This window comes from Mesorhizobium sp. M0244 (genome assembly GCF_040321795.1).
Lineage (GTDB): Bacteria > Pseudomonadota > Alphaproteobacteria > Rhizobiales > Rhizobiaceae > Mesorhizobium.
Genome location: NZ_JAMYSE010000032.1, coordinates 1 through 19,875, shown reverse-complemented (window position 1 = coordinate 19,875; position 19,875 = coordinate 1). Strand labels below are relative to the sequence as shown.

The following is a 19,875-nucleotide window of genomic DNA, read 5'->3' as shown; positions in this document are numbered from 1 at the left end:
CGCACGCCGTCTGTCGGTCAGCGCAGGGCGCTCGGCGCGATAGGTCGTTGACCGGTTGTCGGCGTCAGGCCGGCAGATCCGGCTGTCGTGACGGCTTTCCGTGGTCATCATCAGTGCACGCTGATCCCAAGCGTGTTGCCGCGGCGCGCGCAGGCGGGGCCTGGGCCGCGCATGTAATAGCGCTCGGGCCGATAGGTCGGCGCGACGAATTCGCGGATGGCGGCAGCATAGCCGGCGATTTGATTCCAGAAGCTCATTTTACTCGGTCCCTGTCCCGTTTCGGATGTCCCTTCCGAATTGCGGGGATCATAGCGTCCAGGCGTGAATAGTCGGTGAACGCGATGTTAATCTCTGGTCGAAAATGCCTTTGTTCATGGCTGGAATGCGGCTGATTCGCGGTGTTTCCGTGCAGTCCGTCGGCATTTCGCCTAGTGTGACTTTTGCATCACATATGTTTCGCCTGATGTCGCCGAGGCGCGGGTTTGTTTCACTTTTGCTGCCACCGCGAAATTTCCGTGCACGCGGCCGGAAAACCAGGAACCGGCCCGTCAGCCCGCACGTTGATTTCCCAGTGCGGGACGACCGGTTCCGCAGGCTGCGGTGCTCAGGTTGAGCCGCAGCCCAAAATCCGAAACAGCAAGAGCAATGGAAAGGCAAAAGCCATGGGCTTCTTTTCGAAAGATATCAAAACACTCGACGATCTCTTCGTGCACACGCTGCGCGACATCTACTACGCCGAAAAACAGATCGAGAAATCGCTGCCGAAGATGATCGACAAGGCGACCAATCCGCAGTTGAAAGCCGGCCTGGAGAAGCACCTCGGCCAGACCAAGGGCCATATCGAGCGTGTCGAGCAGGTGTTCGAACTGCATGGCGTGAAGGCCAAGACGGTCAACTGTCCGGCCATCGACGGCATTCTCGAGGAGGCCGATGAAGTCAGCGGCGACATCGACGACAAGGACGTTCTCGATGCCGCCCTGATCGCCTCCGCGCAAGCGGTCGAGCATTATGAGATAACCCGTTACGGCACGCTGATAGCCTGGGCCAAGCAGCTTGGCCGCAGCGACTGCGCCAATGTCCTGGCCAACAATATCAAGGAAGAGCAGGCGACTGACCGCAAGCTCACCGAGATGGCGGAAAGCAAGATCAACCTGCAGGCCGCCGAGTAAGGCCGCGATCGAGTTCAAGGCAAGCCCGGGCCCGAAAGCTTGGGCTTGCCTTTTGCACCGCCGGAACCTGAACGGACTTTGCTCGTTCTCGGTTGAATGTTGTCGCGCAGGGAGTTTGTCATGGCGCCGCGCCCCGCCTGGAGAGGGTATCTCAAGCTTTCGCTGGTCACCTGCGCCGTCGAACTGACCAATGTCGTCACACACGCCGAGAAAGTCTCGTTCCGCGTGCTCAACCGCAAGACCGGCAACACCGTCAAGCGCGTCTATGTCGATTCGGCAGGCGGCAAGCCGCTCGATGAAGGCGACGAGATCAAGGGCTACGAGATCGGCGACGGCGATTTCGTCCAAATCGAGGAGGAGGAGATCGAAGCCGTGCAGATCGAATCCTCGCATACGATGAGCCTCGATGGTTTCGTCGAAAAATCCTCGATCCAGCAGATCTATCTCGATACGCCCTATTATGTGACGCCGGCGGACGACGTTTCGGAAGAGGCCTTCGCCGTCATCCGCGACGCCATGGCCGCCAAGAAGACGGCGGGCCTTGCCCGCATCGTGCTCTACCGCCGCGAACGTCCGGTGGTCATCGAGCCGCTGGGCAAGGGCCTGCTGCTGACGACGCTGCGCTATGGCGACACGGTGCGCAGGCCGGAGATGGTGTTCGGCGACATCAAGCCGGTGAAGACCGACACCGAGATGATCAGGCTAGCCGAGCACATCATCGATGAGAAACAGGCGAAATTCGACCCTTCCGAATTCGAAGACAAATACGAGAACGCGCTGATCGAGCTGGTCCGCGCCAAGAAGGCCGGCAAGAAGGCACCGAAGACCAAGGCAGAGCCGCGGCCCTCCAACGTCGTCAATCTCTTCGATGCACTGAAGAAGAGCCTCTCCTCGGAGGCCGGCGCGCCGCCAAAGGCCGGGCAGCCGGCAAAAGGTGCCAAACCGAAAGCCGCCCGGCGCAAATCGGCTTAGGATCAGCCCATGGTCGGCCTCGAACAATATCACGCCAAGCGCGATTTCAAGAAAACCGCCGAACCGGCCGGCAAGGTTTCGCGCGGCAAGAAAGCCGAGCCGGGTTGCATCTTCGTCATCCACAAGCATGCCGCCACCAGGCTTCATTACGACCTTCGCCTTGAGTATGGCGGCGTGCTGTGGAGCTGGGCGGTGACGCGAGGCCCGAGCCTCGACCCGCACGAGAAGCGGCTCGCCGTGCATGTCGAGGACCACCCAATCGACTATGCGCCGTTCGAAGGCACTATCCCAAAGGGCCAATATGGCGGCGGCTCGGTCATTGTCTGGGACGAGGGCACATGGGTCCCCGAAGGCGACCCGGCAAAGGCGATGAAGAAAGGCCATATCAACTTCGAACTGCACGGCCATAAGCTGCACGGCGCCTGGCATCTGGTGCGGCTGAAGCCGCGCCCCGGCGAAAAGCGCGACAACTGGTTGCTGATCAAGTCCGACGATGCCGCCGCACGTCCCGGCGAGGATATTCTGCAGGAGGCGCCACAATCGGTGAAATCCGGCCTGACCATCGAGGAGGTCGGCGAAGGCAAGACGGCTGATGGCAAGAAGCCGAGGGTCTGGCAATCCAACAGGCCGGCCACCGGCAAGGCGAAGGCCGTGACGGCAAGGCGGCTCGAATTCATCGAACCGGCGCTTGCCACGCTGGAGCGGGACGCCCCGCCCGGCAAGGACTGGCTTCATGAGGTGAAGTTCGACGGCTATCGCATGCAGGCGCAGCTTGCCGGTACAGAGGTGCGGCTTTTGACACGCACCGGCCTCGACTGGACCGACAAATTCGGTGGCGCGATCGTCGCCGCACTCGGGGGCCTGAAATGCACCGACGCCATCATCGACGGCGAAATCGTCGTGCTGGCGGATAACGGCGTCTCGTCTTTCTCGCTGCTGCAGCAAGATCTGTCGGCAGGCCGGACCGATCGTTTCATCTACTACGTCTTCGACCTGTTGCGTCTCGATGGTGAGGACATCCGTTCCGAGCCGCTGGTCGAGCGCAAGGAAAGGCTGCGCAGCCTGCTCGCCGAAGAGGCCGAGGATTCGGCGCTGCGCTTCAGCGAGCACTTTGCCGAGCCCGGCAAGATCATGCTGGAGCATGCTTGCCGCCTGGGGCTCGAAGGCGTCGTCTCCAAGCGCGCCGATGCGCCCTACCGCAGCGGCCGCGTTCCCTCCTGGGTGAAATCGAAATGCACGGCGCGCCAGGAATTCGTCATCGGCGGCTATATGCCGTCGGACAAGACCGGGCGCGGCCTGCGCTCGCTGCTGGTCGGCTATCACGAGGGCGGCAAGCTGCGCTATGCCGGCCGCGTCGGCACCGGCTTCACGGCCAAAAGCACCAACGAGCTGAAGAAGAGGCTCGATGCGCTGAAGACGACGACCTCGCCCTTCGACAGGGCGGTGCCAAGGGGCAAGGGGCTGGTCTGGGTCAAGCCCGAACTTGTCGGCGAGGTGGAGTTTCGCAGCTGGACGTCGGACCGTATAATACGCCACGCGTCGTTCCAGGGACTGCGCGAGGACAAGCCGGCGGAGGAAGTCGTGCAGGAGAAACCGAAAGCACGCTCAGCTCCGGCAGAGCAGTCCAAGGCAAAGCCCGCCAAACCCGCCGGGACGGCGAAAACCTCGGTCACGCTGTCTCGCCCGGACAAACTTCTGTGGCCTGAGGAGGAGGTGTCGAAGCAGGATCTGGTCGACCATTACGCGCTGGTCTGGCCGCGCATGAAGCAATTCGTCATCAACCGGCCGCTCAGCCTCGTGCGGGCGCCGGACGGCGTTGGCGGCCAGCGCTTCTTCCAGAAACATGCCTCGGCCGGCATGCACGACAAGATCGCCGTGATGAAGGATCCAACCGACGGCGAGGAGATATTGTTCATTCGCGATTTCGACGGTGTCGTGGCCCTGGTGCAGCTCGGCGTGGTCGAAATCCACATCTGGGGGTGCACCACAGACGAATTGGAGAAGCCCGACCAGATTATCTTCGATCTCGATCCGGACGAGGGCGTCGACGTGAAGGCGGTGCGTGCCGCGGCGCTCGATATCCGCGGCCGGCTCGACGAGCTGTCCCTGCCGAATTTCGTCAAGACGTCAGGCGGCAAGGGCTATCATGTCGTCGTGCCGCTGAAGCCGTCGGCAGGTTGGGACGAGGTAAAGGGCTTCGCCCATGAGTTCGCCCGCGCCCTCGAACAGGCCGCACCCGACCGCTACACGGCGACACTGTCGAAGAAGGCGCGCACCGGCAGGATATTCGTCGACTATCTGCGCAATGGCCGCGGCGCGACCACGGTCGCTCCTTATTCGTCACGCGCCAAGAAGGGCGCCACAGTATCCATGCCGGTGACCTGGGCGGAGATCGAGGCCGGATTGCCGCCGAACGCCTTTCCGATCGGCGACAAGACGACGCTGAAGCGACTCGGACAAGCCGATCCCTGGACGGACTTTTTCAAGCAGGCCAAGCTGCTCAAGCGCGGCTAGCGCATCGAAGCGAGCCGTCAGGCGAGAAATGTCTTCTGGAAGGCCTGCTTGCCTACGGGTGAAAAGATCACGGCACGGCTGTCCTTCTCGCGCCGCGCCCATTTCTCAGCGAGAATCTTATCGAGAATGGCGGCGCCCAGCGTGCCGGCGAGGTGCGAACGCCGCACGCTCCAGTCGAGGCAGGCCCGGCACACCGGTCGCCGCGCCTTGCTCTCGACATCGATGCCGATCGCGGCGAAATGTGAGGCGGCTGACGGCCCAAGTCGGATCTCCTTGTCGTCGCGCAGGAGCACTTGTCGAGCGACAAGACGGTCCAGCATCGCCACCGCCTGCTCACCGGCGAGGTGGTCGTAGCAGACCCGTGCCACGCGCATGGCCGCGTCGCGTGGGCCGGGCCGCACCCGCTGCGGCCCGACAGCAGCAGCGACGCCAGTGATCGCCTCGATCATCTCAGCCACCTGCGGCCCGGCGAGGCCGTAATAGCGGTGCCGTCCCTGGCTCGCCACCGTCAGCAGCCCGCCTTCCATCAATTTCGACAGATGCGAGCTGGCGGTTGGCAGCGACACGCTGGCCTCGAGTGCCAGTTCGCTCGCCGTCAGTGCGGTGCCACCCATCAACGCGGTGAGCATGTTTGCACGCGCCGGATCGCCGACCAGGCTGGCGATGCGGGCTATGTCGGGTCCTTCACGCATTGTTCGTTCCTCATCGAAGCATTCTCGTCAGGTAACCATTATTCTCGGCCCGGATCAAGGAGACGACGATGACAAGAACCATTCTCGACGCCGCGCCCGCCGGCCGCTTCGATCGCCGGCCGTTCATCACCTTGCGCCGCTTGCGGCTGCGGCTCCTGGCGCGGTGGTACGACCGCCATTTGCAGCGACCTCGCCGAGATCGACGATCATCTGCTGCGTGACCTTGGCCTCACTGCCGAAGACGTCCGTCGCGAATGCGCGAAATCCTTCTGGCAAGCCTGACTGCGAGGGAAATTGCCTAGCACATCGATCTTCGGAACGTTTCGACCCAACTCGAACTGTGGTCGCAAGAAACTATCCACACGCCAAGGGGGCGAAAATGACCATTACCTGCTTCATCCGCTATGAGATCGATCCGTTCGGCAAAGCGGCGTTCGAGAAATATGCCCGCAATTGGGGGCAGGCGATCCCGCGCTGCGGCGCCGATCTTATCGGCTATTTCGCGCCGCATGAAGGCTCGGCGACCACGGCCTATGCCGCGTATAATATCGACAGTCTGGCGGCCTACGAAGCCTATCGGGCTCGGCTCGCCGCCGATCCCGCCGGCAAGGCGAATTATGAGTTCGCCCGACGGGAAAGATTCATCCTGAAGGAGGATCGCATCTTCCTCAAGCTGGCCTCCGGGCCCCATGCTCCTTTGGTGAAGCCATGATCGCGGTCATTTTCGAGGTCGAGCCGGCGGCGGGCAAACGCGACGCCTATCTCGGCATCGCCGCCGAGCTGCGGCCGCTGCTCGACGGCATAGACGGTTTTCTGTCGATCGAGCGCTTCCAGAGCCTTGCCGATCCGAACCGCATCCTGTCGCTGTCGTTCTGGCGGGACGAGGAGGCGGTGAAGGCCTGGCGCAACATGGAGGAACATCGGCAGGCGCAGAAGGCCGGGCGCAGCGGCATCTTTGCCGGCTACCGTTTGCGCATCGCCCACGTCATACGCGACTACGGCCTGACTGAACGCGCCGAGGCGCCAGCAGATAGCCGGGCGGTGAATGGGTAGGGACTGCTAGGCATTCCCGATCAGCACCCCTGCCGCAAACACCAGCGCGCCACCCAGCACCACCTGAAAGGCGGCGCGCCAGAATGGCGTCTGCATGTAGCGATTCTGCACGAAGGCGATCGTCCAAAGCTCGAAGAACACCACGACCGCGGCGACAATCGTCGCCGTCCAGAAAAGCGGGATGAGATAGGGCAGCGCGTGGCCGAGCCCGCCCAGCGTCGTCATGACGCCGACGGTCAGCCCGCGTTTTGCCGGCGAGCCGCGGCCGGATAGCTTGCCGTCGTCAGAGGCCACTTCGGTGAAGCCCATCGAGATGCCGGCGCCGATCGAGGCGGCAAGCCCGACCAGAAAGGTCTGGAACGTGTCATGCGTGGCAAAGGCCGCGGCAAAGATCGGTGCGAGCGTCGACACCGAGCCATCCATCAGCCCTGCCAGCCCGGGCTGCACGTAGGTCAGGATGAACTGGCGCTGCTCGGCCGCCGCCTCTTCGTCCTTGACCGCGCCCGGTACATGCTTTTGCTCCAGCCGCTGCGCCAGCGTCTCGTGGCCTTGTTCGGCGACCGCCAGATCGTCGAGCAGCTTTCTCGTCGAGGCATCGCCTGTGCGTTTGGCTGCCTCGACATAGAACAGGTAGGCCTGCCGCTCCATGGCCTCGGCTTGGCTGCGCACATGATCGATGCCGAGCGGCCTCACCAGCCAGTCCGGCTTGCGCTCGTAATAGCCCTTCACATGCTCGCGCCGGATCAGCGGTATGCGCTCGCCGAAACGCTTGCGGTAAAGCTCGATCAGCGAGTCGCGATGGCCGTCCTCTTCCTCCGCCATCTCCTCGAACACCTTGGCCGATTGCGGAAAGCCCTCTGCCAGCCCGTCGGCATAGGCGCGATAAATGCGCCCGTCATCCTCCTCGGAGGAGATGGCGAGCGCCAGGATCTCCTGTTCCGAGAGCGATTCGAAGGGACGGCGGCCAAAGCCGAAAACGCGGGAAAGCATGAGAAATTCACCCTAGTTTAGAAGAGTTCTAAACTAGGGCCTCGCACATCCCCGGTCAATCGTGCGCGCTTCACTCATCTGCTCAAACGTACCGACTTCGAAACCGAACAGGCCGTCGTTGCTATCGGCAAACGTTCACCTATATAACCGAATCTGAACCAAGAGAAAGGAACCCGCAGATGCCGGCAAAACAGCACCCGTTTGATCCCAAGCCCGTTCTCGATCTCATCGCCAACATCGAGGCGGACCTGCAGCGCCTGAAAGGCTTGGTCGAGCTGCAGGTCGAAAAATTCGATCCCGCCAATCCGCATAACAAGGCTCCCGACGGCAAGCTGACAGAGGAGGGCGTCGAATGCTGCTATCGTCTGTTCGACGAGGGCAAGTCGCGCTATTCGGTCGCCCAGCAGATGAAGATCTCCTTCGCCGCCGCCACCCATCGCTTTAACACCTGGCGCAAGATGGGCGGCGCCAAACGGCGAAAAACGCTGTTGGGGTGAGCGGTCGGCGAAGCCGATCATTCGACAACGATTTATCGATTGAAGCGACGAATGCCCGGAGCCATAGCGGAGGGCCGGGGAGGCGGTAGGTGACAGGTGCGCGCCCTTTCCTGCCCAAAGACGAATTGTAACGGTCACATTTTTTCATTGGTGCGCGGCCTCCCTTTCCGTGCACCATAGATGGTCTCATTTCTTGCAGGACCTCGCCATGATCTCTCCAGGCATTGCCGATATCCGCAGCGCAGCAGTCCGATTGTCTGGACTGATTGTCGAAACGCCGCTGATCGAATCACCGGAGCTGAACAAGCGCTTTGGCGCCAGAATTCTGTTCAAGCCCGAGACATTGCAGCGCACCGGCTCGTTTAAGTTCCGCGGCGCCTACAACAAGCTCTCCTCGCTCTCAGCGGAAGAACGCAGTCGTGGCGTCGTCGCCTTCTCGTCGGGCAATCACGCGCAAGGCGTCGCTGCCTCGGCGGCGATGTTCGGCGTCAGAGCCGTTATCGCCATGCCCACCGATGCACCGGCGATGAAGGTCGGCAATGTCAGGAAGATGGGCGCGGAAGTGATCACCTTCGACCGGGTCCGCGACGATCGTACTGCCGTCGTCCGTTCTTACGTGGAAAAGGGCATGGTCCTGGTGCCGCCCTACGACGATCCGGCCATCATCGCGGGCCAAGGCACGATCGGCCTCGAATTGATGGCGCAAGCGAAAGCGCTTGGCGTCAGCCTCGATGCGGTGGTGATTCCCTGTGGCGGTGGCGGCTTGAGCAGCGGCATCTCGATCGCGGTCAAGGACGCCTCGCCGGGCACCGCCGTCTGGGCCGTGGAACCCGAGCATTTCGACGACACAGGCCGCTCGCTGATCAAAGGCGCCAGGGTGTCGAACGAGCCCGGCCATGTCTCGATCTGCGATGCCCTTCTCGTCGCCGAGCCGGGCGCGATCACTTTCGAGATCAACCGCAAGAACCTCGCCGGCGCCATCGCTGTTTCCGACAGGGCGGTGGCCCAGGCGATGCGCGACGCGATGGCTTATCTCAAGCTGGTGGTCGAACCCGGCGGCTGCGTCGGCTTGGCCGCGCTGTCGTCAGGCGAGATCGACCTTGCCGGGAAATACATTGCCGTGGTGCTCTCCGGCGGCAATGTCGATTTCAGCACCTATGCCGAGATCATTGCTGCCGGCTAAGATGGCACCAGTTCCAGGTCATGTGCCGTTTCAAAGTGCTCGAGCGTCCATTGCGCATCCAGTCGAACCGGTACCATTCAAAGACTGAGATCAATGAAACTGTTCTTCAGCCGCAATCCCAATCCTCGCCTGGCGGTCGCGGTGGCACGTTATCTCAACGCGAAGGTCGAGTTTGAATTCGCCTCCCCCTTCGCGCCGGGGCAGGCCGAGCGATTTCGTGCGCTCAATCCGAATCTCTCCTTGCCCATACTTGTTGGCCTGGGGAAGAGCCTCTGGGAGGCCGACGCCATAGCCTGCCGGCTTTCGCGCGACGCGCATTCGGATCTCTGGCGCACCGGCAACGACGAGCCCGAAATGATCCGATGGCTTAGTTGGGGCAAAGAGAACTTCGCAAGAGCCTGCGATGTCGTGCATTTCGAACGCGGGACCAAACAGCGCTATGGGCTCGGCCCGATCGATCAGGCGCGGGTTGAGGAGGGCATGAGGGACTTCAGCACCGCCGCTGCAATACTTGAGGCCGAGCTTTCCGAGCGAGAATGGCTGGTCGGAAATTCGGTTTCCTATGCCGACTTTCGAATGGCGACGTTTCTGCCCTTCAACGATGTCGCCCGATTGCCGCTCGATGATTACCCTTCGGTCAGCCGCTGGTATCGCCAGCTTGAAGAAATCGACGCTTGGCGCGACCCCTTCAAAGGACTCAATGCGCCTGAATTGGCGGCGGTCCCGGGTCAGGCCAAGCCTGCATGAATCTCGATCCGAACGATCGTGCATATCGGCACAACCCGATGCGCTTTCAAAGCGCTGCTTCACGACCCGCCAAGGCGAGACCCCGCCCTTTTCTGTTGATCAAAACGGGAAAAAAACGCTAACTGGCTGCCGCGAGGGGCCATGCTGACAGTTGATGAAGTGGGAGCGATCCCGTTGTTTTCGGGTTTGCCGGCGGCCGAGCTGGAGCGGCTGGCGCGGACGGCGGCCGACCTTCATCTCAGCGCCGGAGAGTTCGCGGTTCACGAGGGCGGAGAGGCTGCGCTGTTTGCGGTTCTCGCCGGCAAGATCGAAGTCGTGAAGACTTTCGACGGGATCGAGCGGACGCTCGGCTGGCGTCTGCCGGGAACGATCTTCGGCGAGGTGCCGATTGCGCTGGGCTCGGGTTTTCCAGGCGGCTATCGCGCCGCCGAACCGTCCCGCGTCATGCGCATCGAGGTTCAGCATTATTATTCCATCGCAGCGGTTTCGAAGGACGTCGCCCAGAAGGTCAGCGCGCTTGCCCGTGAGCGGATGGGCGGGCTGCAGAGCATCACCGCCGAGCCGCAGAAGCCGCGCGTGACTTTGGTCGGCCATCGCTGGGACACGGCGTGTGGCGACCTGCGCCGGTTTCTGGCCCGCAACCAGATCTCGTTCACCTGGCTGTTGCCCGACACAGCGGATGCCGAGGCTTTCTGGTCCGCCGCGGGCCGGCCGGCGCACGACGGTCCCGTCGCCCGGCTGGCGGACGGAGAGATCATGGAAAGTCCGGCCGTGCGCGATCTTGCCATTCGCCTCGGGCTGCAGACGCGCCCGCGCGGCACCGAATACGATGTCGCGATCATCGGCGGCGGGCCGGCCGGCCTTGCGGCGGCGGTCTATGGCGCATCCGAGGGGCTGCGTACCATCGTCGTCGAGCGCGAGGCGCCTGGCGGCCAGGCCGGGACATCGTCGCGGATCGAGAACTATCTCGGTTTTCCCAGCGGAATTTCCGGCGACGAACTGGCCAGCCGCGCGCTGCAGCAGGCGCGGCGGCTGGGCGCCGAAATCTTGGTCACCCGCTCGGTCGCCGGCATCGATCCGGCCACGCACGACCTGTTTCTCGACGGCACCGATGTCGTGCGGGCGCGCAGCCTTATCCTTGCGACAGGCGTGACATGGCGCCGGCTCGGCATAGCCGGGTTCGACCGGCTCATCGGCAAGGGTGTCTATTATGGGGCCGCGCGCAGCGAGGCCAACACCACCCATGGGCTGGACGTGTTCCTGATCGGCGCCGGCAACTCGGCCGGCCAGGCGGCGCTGCATTTTTCCGGCCATGCGCGCTCAGTGACGCTGCTCGTGCGCGGCCCCTCCCTTGCAGACAGCATGTCTCACTATTTGATCGAGCAGCTCAGGGCGAAATCAAACGTAAAAGTCCAGCTTCGCTCCGAAGTCCAGGCCGTGCACGGCGAGACTCACCTGACGGCGATCGACATTCTCGATAAGGCCAGCAACGAGGTGAGCCGGCACGATTGCGGCGGGCTGTTCGTTTTCATCGGCGCCAATGCGGAGACCGAGTGGCTGCCGGCCGATGTCGTGCGCGATGCACGCGGCTACGTGCTGACCGGGGACGATGTGAAGAAGGCCGGGGGCTGGTCGCTCGACCGCGACCCCTATCTGCTCGAGACCAGCGCGCCCGGCGTCTTTGCCTGCGGCGACGTGCGCCTGAGCCCGGTCAAGCGGGTTGCGTCAGCGGTCGGCGAGGGCAGCATGGCGATCGCGTTCGTTCACCAATATCTGGCGAATGAAGAGAAGGCGCGCCGCGGCCAAAGCTAGACAGGACCGGCAACGTCCCAAACCGCTGCGCACTTTTGGGCGACATGCATTAATCCAGCGTCCGGCGGAACCGCACCAGTGCTACGCCGGCGAACAGCGCCACGAACACGACCAGCCAGCCGATCTCCGTTGCGACCGCCGGCAGCTCGGCGCCCTTCAGCATCACCGCGCGGATAATGCGCAGGAAATGCGTCAGCGGCAGCACCTCGCCGAAGACCTGCGCCCAGTCCGGCATGCCGCGATAGGGAAACATGAAGCCGGATAGCATGATCGACGGCAGGAAGAAGAAGAAGGTGAGCTGCAGCGCCTGCATCTGCGTGCGGGCGATCGTCGAGATCGTGTAGCCAAGCAGCACCAGCGCCAGGACGAAGATCAGGACCGCCGTCAACAGCAGCGACATCGACCCGGTGAAGGGAATGGCAAACAGCAGCTTCGAGGCCGCCAGCACCACCAGCACCTGCACGGCGCCGACCGCCAGATAGGGCAGTACCTTGCCCAGCATGATCTCGAGCGGGCTGGACGGCATCGCCAGAAGGTTCTCCATCGTGCCGCGCTCGGTCTCGCGCGTCAGCGCGATCGAGGTCATCATCACCATCGTCATCTGCAGGATGACGCCGAGCAGGCCGGGCACGATGTTATATTGCGAGATGCCCTCCGGATTGTAGCGCCGGTGCACCACGACCTGGAGCTGGCCCTTGGCATTTTCGGCCGCCGTCTCCTGCATGCCGCGGGCCCTTAGCAGCGCCTGGTTGGCGACGGTGCCGAGGGTAGAGATGGCGCCGCTGGCGACGGCCGGGTCGGTGGCATCGGCCTCGATCAGGATCTGCGGGCTGTCGCCACGCTCGACCCGCCGGGCAAAATCGGCGGGGATGGTGACGACGAAGGCGACGTCGCCCCGCGCCATCAGGAATTCCGCTTCGGCTGCACTTTGCGCGACACGGTCGAAGCGGTAATAGCCGGTGGTCTGCAACGCCGAAACCATGGCCCGCGTGTAAGGATCGCTGCTCATCGCCACCAAAGCCGCCGGCAGGCTCTTCGGATCGTTGTTGATGGCATAGCCGAACAGCACCAGCTGCATCAGCGGCACCCCCAGCATCATGGCGAAGGTGATGCGGTCGCGCCGCATCTGGATGAACTCCTTGATCAGCAGCGCGCCGAGCCTGGCAAAGGAAAACACGCCGTTTATCCCATTTTTCATCTCATATTGTCCTTCGAGCCGGACATGAACTGGATGAACACGTCCTCCAGGCTGGTCTCGCCGGGGGTCACCGTCACGCCCTTGTGCTCCTTCTCGACATCGGCAAGTGCTGCTTCCAGCCTGTTCTTGTCGGAGCCGACGACATGCAGCGTCGCGCCAAACGGTGCCACCTGGTCGACGCCTGGGCGGCCATGAAGTGCGGCCGCGACCTGATCGAGCTGCGGCCCCTGCAGGACGAACGTGGTCAGCCCGGCATTCCTCACCACGTCCTCGACCGTGCCGGTGGCCAGCATCTTGCCGTAGGAGATGTAGCTGATGCGGTGGCAGCGCTCGGCCTCGTCCATGTAATGGGTGGAGACCAGCACGGTCAGCCCGCCGCTCGCCAGCCGGTGGATCTCGTCCCAGAATTCGCGCCTGGCTTTCGGGTCGACGCCCGCCGTCGGCTCGTCGAGCAGCAGCAGTTTCGGCTTGTGCATGATGCAGGCGGCCAGCGCCAGCCGCTGTTTCCAGCCGCCGGACAAGGTGCCGGCCAGCTGGTTCCTGCGTGATGTCAGGCCGAGTTCCTCAAGCGTCCTGCCGACATGCTCGTCGAGTGGCTTCAGCCGGTAGAGCCGCGCCACGAATTCGAGGTTCTCGCCGATGGTCAGGTCCTCGTAGAATGAGAATCTCTGCGTCATATAGCCGACTTCGCGCTTGATCCTCAGGCTGTCGGTGCGGATGTTGAAGCCCAGAACGGTGCCTTCGCCTTCATCCGGCGTCAGCAACCCGCACATGATGCGGATGGTCGTCGTCTTGCCCGAGCCGTTCGGGCCGAGAAAACCGACGATCTCGCCTTCGGCCACCGCCATCGTCACATGGTCGACGACGGTGTTGTCGCCGAAGCGCTTGACCAGGCCGTGCACGTCGATGACGTTCATTTTCCGATGTCCGCCAGATCGACGTCGACGATCTGCCCGGGCTGTAATGCGCTGGCGTCGCCCTCCGGCCGGGCCTCGACCAGATAGACCAGCTTTTGCCGGGTTTCGAGCGAGTAGATCACCGGCGGCGTGAATTCCGGATCCGGCGACACATAGCTGACGCGTGCCTTCACGCCCGACCCGCAGCCGTCGCAATGGACGTTGAGCAGCGTGCCGACCTTGACCGACGAGAACGCGCTTTCCGGCACATAGACGCTGAGCTTCACCGCGCCGTCCGGCAGCATCGAAATGACCGGTGCCGTCGGCCCGGCCGTGTCGCCCGGATTGCGGATGACGTCGTTGACACGGCCAGGCGAGGGCGCTGTGAGCACGCGCTTCGACAGCCGCCATTGCGCTTGCTCCAGCGCCGATTGCGCCTGCCTGACCTGATTGTCGGCGGCCTTGATCGTCTCCGGCCGTGCCGGCAGCCCGCCGACCGCGAGATTGGCCTCCGCCTGGCCGACCTGCGCGTTGGCCGTCTCCAGAGCCGCGGAAGCCGTGTCGTAGTCGGCCTGCGTGCCGGTGCCGCGTTTGAACAAATCGCTGGCGCGGGTGTATCTGCGTTTGGAGTCGGCGGCTTGCGCCTTGGCCATGTCGACCTGCGCCTTGAGCACCGCGATCTCTTCCGGCCGTTTGCCGACCTGCAGATCGGCGAGTTGCGCCTGAGCTTGCGCAAGGGCCGCCTCGGCTTGCGCGATGGCGATCTTGGCGTCGGCGTTTTCCAGCGTCACCACCGGCGTGCCGGGCGCGACGCGGTCGCCTCGCTTGACCGCAATCGTCTCGACCTGCGCCACCTCGATCGGCGCGAGCAGCACATAATCGCCCTCGACGTAGCCAACGGCGAGCGGTGCTGCCGGCGCGCAGGCGCTGAAAAGCTGGGCGGCAAGCGGCAAAGAACAGAGCAGGGTCATGATCCACGATCCTTCCGGGCAGCCAAATCGCGCCGAGCCAAAATCGCACCGAGATTATCCGTCACCACCGCCGCGATCTTGCCGGCCTCGTCATTGCCGATCTCGCGCCAGCCCATGCGGCGCATAACCGCCTCGCGGCCGATGCGGAAATAGACGACCTGGCCGATCAGCGTGAACACGGTGAGTTTTGTGCGCTCGCTCTCGGCCGGCTCGCCCGTCGCCTGTTCCCAGATCAGGCAGAGCCGGTTATGCGCCGGTTCGAACACGCCGTCATAGATACGGTCGAGCGCGGCGGTTGGATGCGACAGCTCACGCAGGACGAACTGTACAATCTCGCCGGCCTCCGGCCTTGCCGCGATGAAGGCGACCATCCGCTCCAGTGCGACGGATAAATGTGCCCGCGCAGCCTCGGGATCCGCCAATGCCGCGGCCGGCGCTTGCAGATTGCCGATCGCCTGGCCGGCAATGGTCTGGATGGTGTCGACGATGTAGTCGGCCGCTGCGTTGCGGAGTCCTTCCTTGCCGCCGAAATGATAGGCGATCGAGCCGATATTGGCCTTGGCCTCAGCCGCGATCTGGCGCGTCGACGTGCCGTCGAAACCCTGGCGTCCGAACAGCTTCAGCGCCGCGCGCACGAGTGCCGTCCGCGTCATATCTGCGGCGGTCTTGGGTGCCTCATGAGGAAGGCCACTGGCGCTGGGCGATTTGGTCATGGCCAGCAGTTTAATCAATCGAATGATTAAAGTCAACGGCCGGCGGTCAAGCGGCTTGCCAACTTTGGCCGTGCGCGCTTTAGTGCCCGGCCATGGGCAAGGAAATCGAGCGTAAATTCCTGGTCTCAGGTGCGGAATGGCGGGGAATGGTCGAGGCGGACATCCATATCCGTCAATTCTATCTTGTCGCCGAGCCTACCCGCACGGTGCGTGTGCGCATCAGCAATGACGCCTCCGCCAAGCTGACGCTCAAGTTCGGCAGCCAGGCGCGCGAGCGCGACGAATTCGAATATCCGGTGCCTTTGGCGGAGGCGCAGGAGATGCAGGCCTTTGCCATCGGACGTGTCATCGAGAAGACACGCCACCATGTTAGATACCGCGGCTATCTCTACGAAGTCGATGTCTTCGGCGGGGCGCTTGCGGGGCTGGTGATCGCCGAACTCGAGACGCCGGAGGATGTACCGGACGAAATGCTGCCAGATTGGCTCGGCCGCGAAGTCACCGGCGAGCCGAGATTTTATAACGCGTCGCTCGCCCTTGGGGGGATTCCGGAGATCGTCGCATGAGCTTTCGTATCGATCCGCGCATGTCGCTGACCGGCGAGGTCAGGCGCATCCTCACCGAGGAGGTCGGCAAGGCGCTCGTCCATCTGGACGCGGCGCGTGACCGGCCCGAACAGGCGCTGCACAAGTGCCGCAAGCGGCTGAAGAACGCGCGCGCCCTGCTGCGCCTCGTTCGTTCCGGGGGCGAAACATTCTGCTGGGATGAAAACCAATGCTATCGGGATGTCGCTGCCCAGCTTGCCGGTCCCCGCGAGGCGACCGCGCTGATAGAGACCGTCGACCGGCTCGCAGCAGCCTTCCCGGAACAGAGCGCCGAAGGCCGCCTCGATGCGGTGCGCGACAGGCTGGTCGCCCGCCAGCAGATGCTGCATGCCGGTGCCGATCTCGGTGCTGCGATAGATGCTGCGATCGCCGCTTGCCTGGAGAGCATCAGCCGCATCGACAGGCTCGCGCTGCCCGACCAGCCGGAGCAGGCCGCCGACGTGCTTGCTGAAGGCGCACGCACCACTTTGCGCCGCGCCAGGAAAGCGCTGGACAAGGCCGCTTCGCGCGGCGAAGCCGATGATTTCCACGATCTGCGCAAGGCGGCCAAGACGCATGGCATGCATCTGTCGCTGCTCGGCAGGCTTTGGCCGACGCCGATCAAGACCCGGCGCAAGGCCGTCGACGAATTGGGCGAGCGGCTCGGCGAACTGCACGATGTGCTCGTCATGCGCGCGCTTCTCGCTGCCGACGATCACCCGCTCGGTCCCACTGAAGAGACGCGGGTTCTCGGCAAGCTTCTGAAGCGCTCGGAAAAAAGCCTGAAAAAGACCTGTCTCGCCGAGGCGGCCGAGCTTTTCGGCGACAGCCCGAAGCGCTCGACGAGGAAGCTCGCCCGCAAGGTGCGCGAAGATCTCACAGCTGCGCCGCATGAAGACACCGGAGCGCCCGCCGCCGGCTGATCATAGTCTAAGCTGCCGGCCTGTGCTAATCGCCGTCTGGCATGACCGAGCCCGGCGACACGCTTCTGGACCGACTTGGCCACTGGCTTGCCGGTCGGCTGCAGGAGGAATCGTCCGGCTACGAGCCTTACACGCCGTCCGATGCCGAAACGCTGCGCCGCACGCTCGAACCCGGCGACATCCTGCTCATCGAGGGCAACCAAAAGGTCTCGGCGGCGATCAAATACCTCACCCAGTCGACCTGGTCGCATGCCGCCTTCTATGTCGGCGACGCGTTGCTGGAGCCGGAGGACGGGTCGGAGCGGCGCCGGCTGATCGAGGTCACGCTCGGCGAGGGCTGCATCGCCGTGCCGCTGTCGCGTTATCGCACCTATAATACGCGCATCTGCCGGGCCAGCGGCCTGGCTCCCGAGGATCGCGACATTGTGGTCGCCTTCATGATCGGCAGGCTTGGCTTGAGAATACGATCTCAAGAACATATTCGATATGCTGCGCTACTTCCTGCCGACGCCGCCGGTCCCGGTGCGCTGGCGCCGCCGCATGCTGGCTTTCGGTTCCGGCGACCCGACACGCGCCATCTGCTCTTCGCTGATCGCCGAGCCCATGGCCAGATCCGCTACCCGATCCTGCCCGAGATTACCCGCCCGCCCGGTCGCGCGTCGGCCCAAACGAGCTATTCGCGCAAGGAAATCCTGCACATCCGCCACCACTCGCTCTACACGCCGCGCGATTTCGACCTGTCGCCCTATTTCCGCATCGTCAAGCCGACGCTGGAATACGGCTTCGACTATCGGCAGATGGTCTGGGACGAGAAGCCGAAGATTGCCGATATCGAGACAAAAGCCGCAGAGTAGCGGCTAGCCGACAGAGGCCGCGCCTTTGCGGCAGTGAGTCGGTTGGTGCCCCGTGAGCGGCGTCGCGTGGATGCGGGCTGACCGGCACAGGAAACGGCGCCCCCGTTCATGCAGGCGTCGAAGCCGGATGGCGCCTCACGAGGTCGTTCGAGACTGTTTCGATGATCTCGCCGGAAAGCGTCGGATCGGGCACGACGCGGGAGAGGATGATCGATCCGACCATTTCAGCGAGAATGGCGATCGCGGCACTGCGCTTGGCCTTTCGGTCACTTGCGGGCACTAGTGTGGTGAGCAGCTCGATATAGTTGCCGACGATGCTTCCGAAGAAGGATCGAAGCGCTGGATCGTCGCGCCGGGCCGCATCGGCCGCGAGTGCCGTGAGGCTGCACCCGTGCCCCGGATCATCACGATGATAGTCCGAGACGTAGTACCGCACGAGCGTCTCTAGCGGCGTGTCGGGAGTGGCGTCCATGCGCTGACGGAGATCATCGTTTATGCTGGCATAGGCGCGTTTCACGGCCTGAACGACGAGGTCGTTCTTCGACTTGAACTGTCGGTAGAAACCTCCATGGGTAAGCCCTGCAGCGTGCATCAGGTCGGCGATGCCGATGCCGTCGATCCCTCGTTCGCGCAAGAGCATCGCGGCGGTGTCGATTACCCGCTCGCGATTCTGCTCGACCGTCTCCTTGCGTACCTTCACGACGGCACCCCTCGCTATTGATGATGAGCGACATATAAGACGCGACGCGACGTTTGTCATCCGGCCTCGATGCAAGACACGCGATGGTCGCTTGACAATGATGATGGTTGTCAAATCGCGCGCAACCGATGAAAAGGTTGCGCTCATAACCGGCGCCTGGGGCGGCATCGGGCATGCGGTCGGGCTTGCGCTCATCCGCGCGGGCTATCGGGTATTCGGCACCAGCCGTCGGGCTCCGCCCAATGAGGTACGTCAGGGCATCCAGATGATCCGCTGCGACGTGACTGACGACGCGTCAGTCAAGCATGCGGTCAAGGAGGTCGTCGCTCGTGCAGGTCGGATCGACGTGCTCGTCAACAATGCCGGCCGGAGCTTGATCGGCGGCGCCGAGGAATCATCGGTGGGTCGGGCCCAGAAGCTGTTTGATGTAAATGTCTTCGGCATCCTTCGCATGACCAATGAAGTCCTGTCCATCATGCGCAGCCAGGGCAAGGGCCGGATCATCAACATCAGTTCGGTGGCCGGTTTCCTGCCCGGACCGTTCACGGCTCTCTACAACGCCACCAAACATGCCGTCGAAGGCTATTCCGAGTCGCTTGATCACGAACTTCGTACATTGGGGATCCGCGTTTCCGTGGTAGAGCCCGCATTCACTCGCACCGGGCTGGAAGAGAACGCGGAACAACCTGACCGGATTTCGAGCGTCTATGAAAAGGGGCGCACAGCGATGAATTCGACCTGGCGCAAGGGCATCGCAGGCGGCGACCCGGTGGAAGCCGTGGCCGACAAAGTGGTGCAGGCAGCCACCGAAAAGACGCCGCGAATTCGGTACACGCCTGGAAAGACGGCAGGCCGTCTCCGCTTCATGCGACGCTTTGTTCCCGAAAAGTCCTTTGAGAAGAGCTTTCGCAAGCAGATGAACCTGCCTGCTTGATATCTGAATCGCTGCGTCGCCAGGCAACCAAATAAGCGAGAGCCAACGATGAAGTACTATCTAGCCAAGTTTATTCCGCCTCGCTCCGACTTCCTGGCGACGATGAGTGCCGATGAAGGCGAATTGATGAAGCAGCATGGTGCCTTTCTGGATCGGCTCCTCGGCAAGGGGACAATCGTCGCCCATGGCCCGGTGCTCGATCCAGCCGGTGGCTATGGTCTGTCGCTCTACCAGGTCGACGATGACCAGGACATGAGGCGATGACTTCGGAGGATCCCATCACACAGGGCGGCACCGGGCACTATGAGGTTCATCCAATGCTTCATCTAAGGACACGCGGCTAACGCCGTTCGACTGTGCCCTCGTGCATTGTCTAGATGTTTGATCTCAGGCTTTAATGGCGCACCATTGTCGTCCGAATCAAAGGACGCGCTATGGGACAGATTCTACACGGCCGCGCCACGACGACAGAG

General features: G+C 63.1%; 22 protein-coding genes and 1 pseudogene. 14 read left to right on the top strand and 9 right to left on the bottom strand.

Translation table 11 applies throughout. The features are described 5' to 3' along the window. Window positions 1–110: 110 nt before the first annotated feature. Entirely contained in the window at window positions 111–257 is a 147-nt protein-coding gene (locus NKJ08_RS19510) for a hypothetical protein (RefSeq protein ID WP_023718851.1), read from the bottom strand. A gap of 405 nt (window positions 258–662) precedes the next feature. Between NKJ08_RS19510 and NKJ08_RS19505 the strand changes: the two genes are divergently transcribed. The 3 genes from NKJ08_RS19505 (at window position 663) to ligD (ending at window position 4,655) form a co-directional block, all read left to right on the top strand. Continuing rightward, window positions 663–1,169 (top strand): YciE/YciF ferroxidase family protein, encoded by a 507-nt coding sequence (locus NKJ08_RS19505; protein ID WP_352528661.1) that lies wholly within the window; start codon window positions 663–665, stop codon window positions 1,167–1,169. A 120-nt stretch (window positions 1,170–1,289) separates the two neighbouring features. Further along, window positions 1,290–2,141: a non-homologous end joining protein Ku gene (gene ku, locus NKJ08_RS19500; RefSeq protein WP_352528663.1), complete on the top strand. Its 852-nt coding sequence runs from the start codon at window positions 1,290–1,292 to the stop codon at window positions 2,139–2,141. 9 nt (window positions 2,142–2,150) lie between these two features. Next, window positions 2,151–4,655 (top strand): DNA ligase D, encoded by a 2,505-nt coding sequence (gene ligD / locus NKJ08_RS19495; protein ID WP_352528665.1) that lies wholly within the window; start codon window positions 2,151–2,153, stop codon window positions 4,653–4,655. A 17-nt stretch (window positions 4,656–4,672) separates the two neighbouring features. Here the strand turns inward: ligD and NKJ08_RS19490 are convergent, their stop codons facing one another. Both NKJ08_RS19490 and NKJ08_RS19485 read right to left on the bottom strand, forming a co-directional pair. Further along, window positions 4,673–5,347 (bottom strand): ArsR/SmtB family transcription factor, encoded by a 675-nt coding sequence (locus tag NKJ08_RS19490; RefSeq protein ID WP_352528667.1) that lies wholly within the window; start codon window positions 5,345–5,347, stop codon window positions 4,673–4,675. Window positions 5,348–5,473: 126 nt separating this feature from the next. After that, on the bottom strand, window positions 5,474–5,623 hold the full coding sequence (locus NKJ08_RS19485; RefSeq protein WP_352528669.1) for a hypothetical protein: 150 nt from the start codon (window positions 5,621–5,623) through the stop codon (window positions 5,474–5,476). A gap of 103 nt (window positions 5,624–5,726) precedes the next feature. Here NKJ08_RS19485 and NKJ08_RS19480 point away from each other — a divergent pair, with 103 nt between their 5' ends. Beyond that, window positions 5,727–6,059, top strand: a complete 333-nt coding sequence (locus tag NKJ08_RS19480) for an NIPSNAP family protein (protein ID WP_352528671.1) — start codon at window positions 5,727–5,729, stop codon at window positions 6,057–6,059. After that, entirely contained in the window at window positions 6,056–6,400 is a 345-nt protein-coding gene (locus NKJ08_RS19475) for an antibiotic biosynthesis monooxygenase family protein (protein ID WP_352528673.1), read from the top strand. Before NKJ08_RS19480 ends, NKJ08_RS19475 begins: the two co-directional genes overlap by 4 nt. Window positions 6,401–6,406: 6 nt before the next feature. On the opposite strand, the gene mbfA is transcribed toward NKJ08_RS19475, so the two are convergent. Continuing rightward, window positions 6,407–7,390, bottom strand: coding sequence for an iron exporter MbfA (gene mbfA, locus NKJ08_RS19470; RefSeq protein ID WP_352528675.1), 984 nt, complete (start codon window positions 7,388–7,390; stop codon window positions 6,407–6,409). A 179-nt stretch (window positions 7,391–7,569) separates the two neighbouring features. Between mbfA and NKJ08_RS19465 the strand changes: the two genes are divergently transcribed. The 4 genes from NKJ08_RS19465 (at window position 7,570) to NKJ08_RS19450 (ending at window position 11,629) form a co-directional block, all read left to right on the top strand. Beyond that, window positions 7,570–7,887, top strand: coding sequence for a hypothetical protein (locus NKJ08_RS19465; protein WP_352528677.1), 318 nt, complete (start codon window positions 7,570–7,572; stop codon window positions 7,885–7,887). Between the two features lie 208 nt (window positions 7,888–8,095). Next, on the top strand, window positions 8,096–9,070 hold the full coding sequence (locus NKJ08_RS19460; RefSeq protein ID WP_352528679.1) for a threonine/serine dehydratase family protein: 975 nt from the start codon (window positions 8,096–8,098) through the stop codon (window positions 9,068–9,070). Between the two features lie 93 nt (window positions 9,071–9,163). After that, window positions 9,164–9,817: a glutathione S-transferase family protein gene (locus NKJ08_RS19455; protein WP_352528681.1), complete on the top strand. Its 654-nt coding sequence runs from the start codon at window positions 9,164–9,166 to the stop codon at window positions 9,815–9,817. A gap of 141 nt (window positions 9,818–9,958) precedes the next feature. Next, on the top strand, window positions 9,959–11,629 hold the full coding sequence (locus NKJ08_RS19450; protein WP_352528683.1) for an FAD-dependent oxidoreductase: 1,671 nt from the start codon (window positions 9,959–9,961) through the stop codon (window positions 11,627–11,629). A 49-nt stretch (window positions 11,630–11,678) separates the two neighbouring features. Here NKJ08_RS19450 and NKJ08_RS19445 read toward each other — a convergent pair whose 3' ends face one another. From NKJ08_RS19445 to NKJ08_RS19430, 4 genes are read right to left on the bottom strand one after another with little or no spacing between them, the layout of a single operon-like run. Next, complete coding sequence (locus NKJ08_RS19445; RefSeq protein ID WP_352528706.1) at window positions 11,679–12,815, bottom strand: ABC transporter permease; 1,137 nt, start codon at window positions 12,813–12,815, stop codon at window positions 11,679–11,681. An 8-nt stretch (window positions 12,816–12,823) separates the two neighbouring features. Beyond that, complete coding sequence (locus NKJ08_RS19440) at window positions 12,824–13,744, bottom strand: ABC transporter ATP-binding protein (RefSeq protein WP_352528685.1); 921 nt, start codon at window positions 13,742–13,744, stop codon at window positions 12,824–12,826. Then, on the bottom strand, window positions 13,741–14,694 hold the full coding sequence (locus NKJ08_RS19435; protein ID WP_352528686.1) for an HlyD family secretion protein: 954 nt from the start codon (window positions 14,692–14,694) through the stop codon (window positions 13,741–13,743). The genes NKJ08_RS19440 and NKJ08_RS19435 overlap by 4 nt, the downstream gene beginning before the upstream one ends. Next, window positions 14,691–15,407, bottom strand: a complete 717-nt coding sequence (locus NKJ08_RS19430) for a CerR family C-terminal domain-containing protein (RefSeq protein ID WP_352528687.1) — start codon at window positions 15,405–15,407, stop codon at window positions 14,691–14,693. Before NKJ08_RS19430 ends, NKJ08_RS19435 begins: the two co-directional genes overlap by 4 nt. A gap of 92 nt (window positions 15,408–15,499) precedes the next feature. Between NKJ08_RS19430 and NKJ08_RS19425 the strand changes: the two genes are divergently transcribed. From NKJ08_RS19425 to NKJ08_RS19415, 3 genes and pseudogenes are all read left to right on the top strand, one after another. Next, window positions 15,500–15,973, top strand: coding sequence for a CYTH domain-containing protein (locus tag NKJ08_RS19425; protein ID WP_352528688.1), 474 nt, complete (start codon window positions 15,500–15,502; stop codon window positions 15,971–15,973). Further along, on the top strand, window positions 15,970–16,914 hold the full coding sequence (locus NKJ08_RS19420; RefSeq protein ID WP_352528689.1) for a CHAD domain-containing protein: 945 nt from the start codon (window positions 15,970–15,972) through the stop codon (window positions 16,912–16,914). The genes NKJ08_RS19425 and NKJ08_RS19420 overlap by 4 nt, the downstream gene beginning before the upstream one ends. Before the next feature lie 41 nt (window positions 16,915–16,955). Further along, a pseudogene (locus NKJ08_RS19415) lies at window positions 16,956–17,768 on the top strand (C40 family peptidase). Between the two features lie 106 nt (window positions 17,769–17,874). On the opposite strand, the gene NKJ08_RS19410 reads toward NKJ08_RS19415, so the two are convergent. Further along, a complete protein-coding gene (locus NKJ08_RS19410; protein WP_352528690.1) occupies window positions 17,875–18,468 on the bottom strand; it encodes a TetR/AcrR family transcriptional regulator in 594 nt (197 codons plus the stop codon). Window positions 18,469–18,571: 103 nt separating this feature from the next. Between NKJ08_RS19410 and NKJ08_RS19405 the strand changes: the two genes are divergently transcribed. Beyond that, on the top strand, window positions 18,572–19,402 hold the full coding sequence (locus NKJ08_RS19405; protein ID WP_352782854.1) for an oxidoreductase: 831 nt from the start codon (window positions 18,572–18,574) through the stop codon (window positions 19,400–19,402). 48 nt (window positions 19,403–19,450) lie between these two features. Further along, window positions 19,451–19,666, top strand: a complete 216-nt coding sequence (locus tag NKJ08_RS19400; protein ID WP_352528694.1) for a YciI family protein — start codon at window positions 19,451–19,453, stop codon at window positions 19,664–19,666. Window positions 19,667–19,875 lie beyond the last annotated feature (209 nt).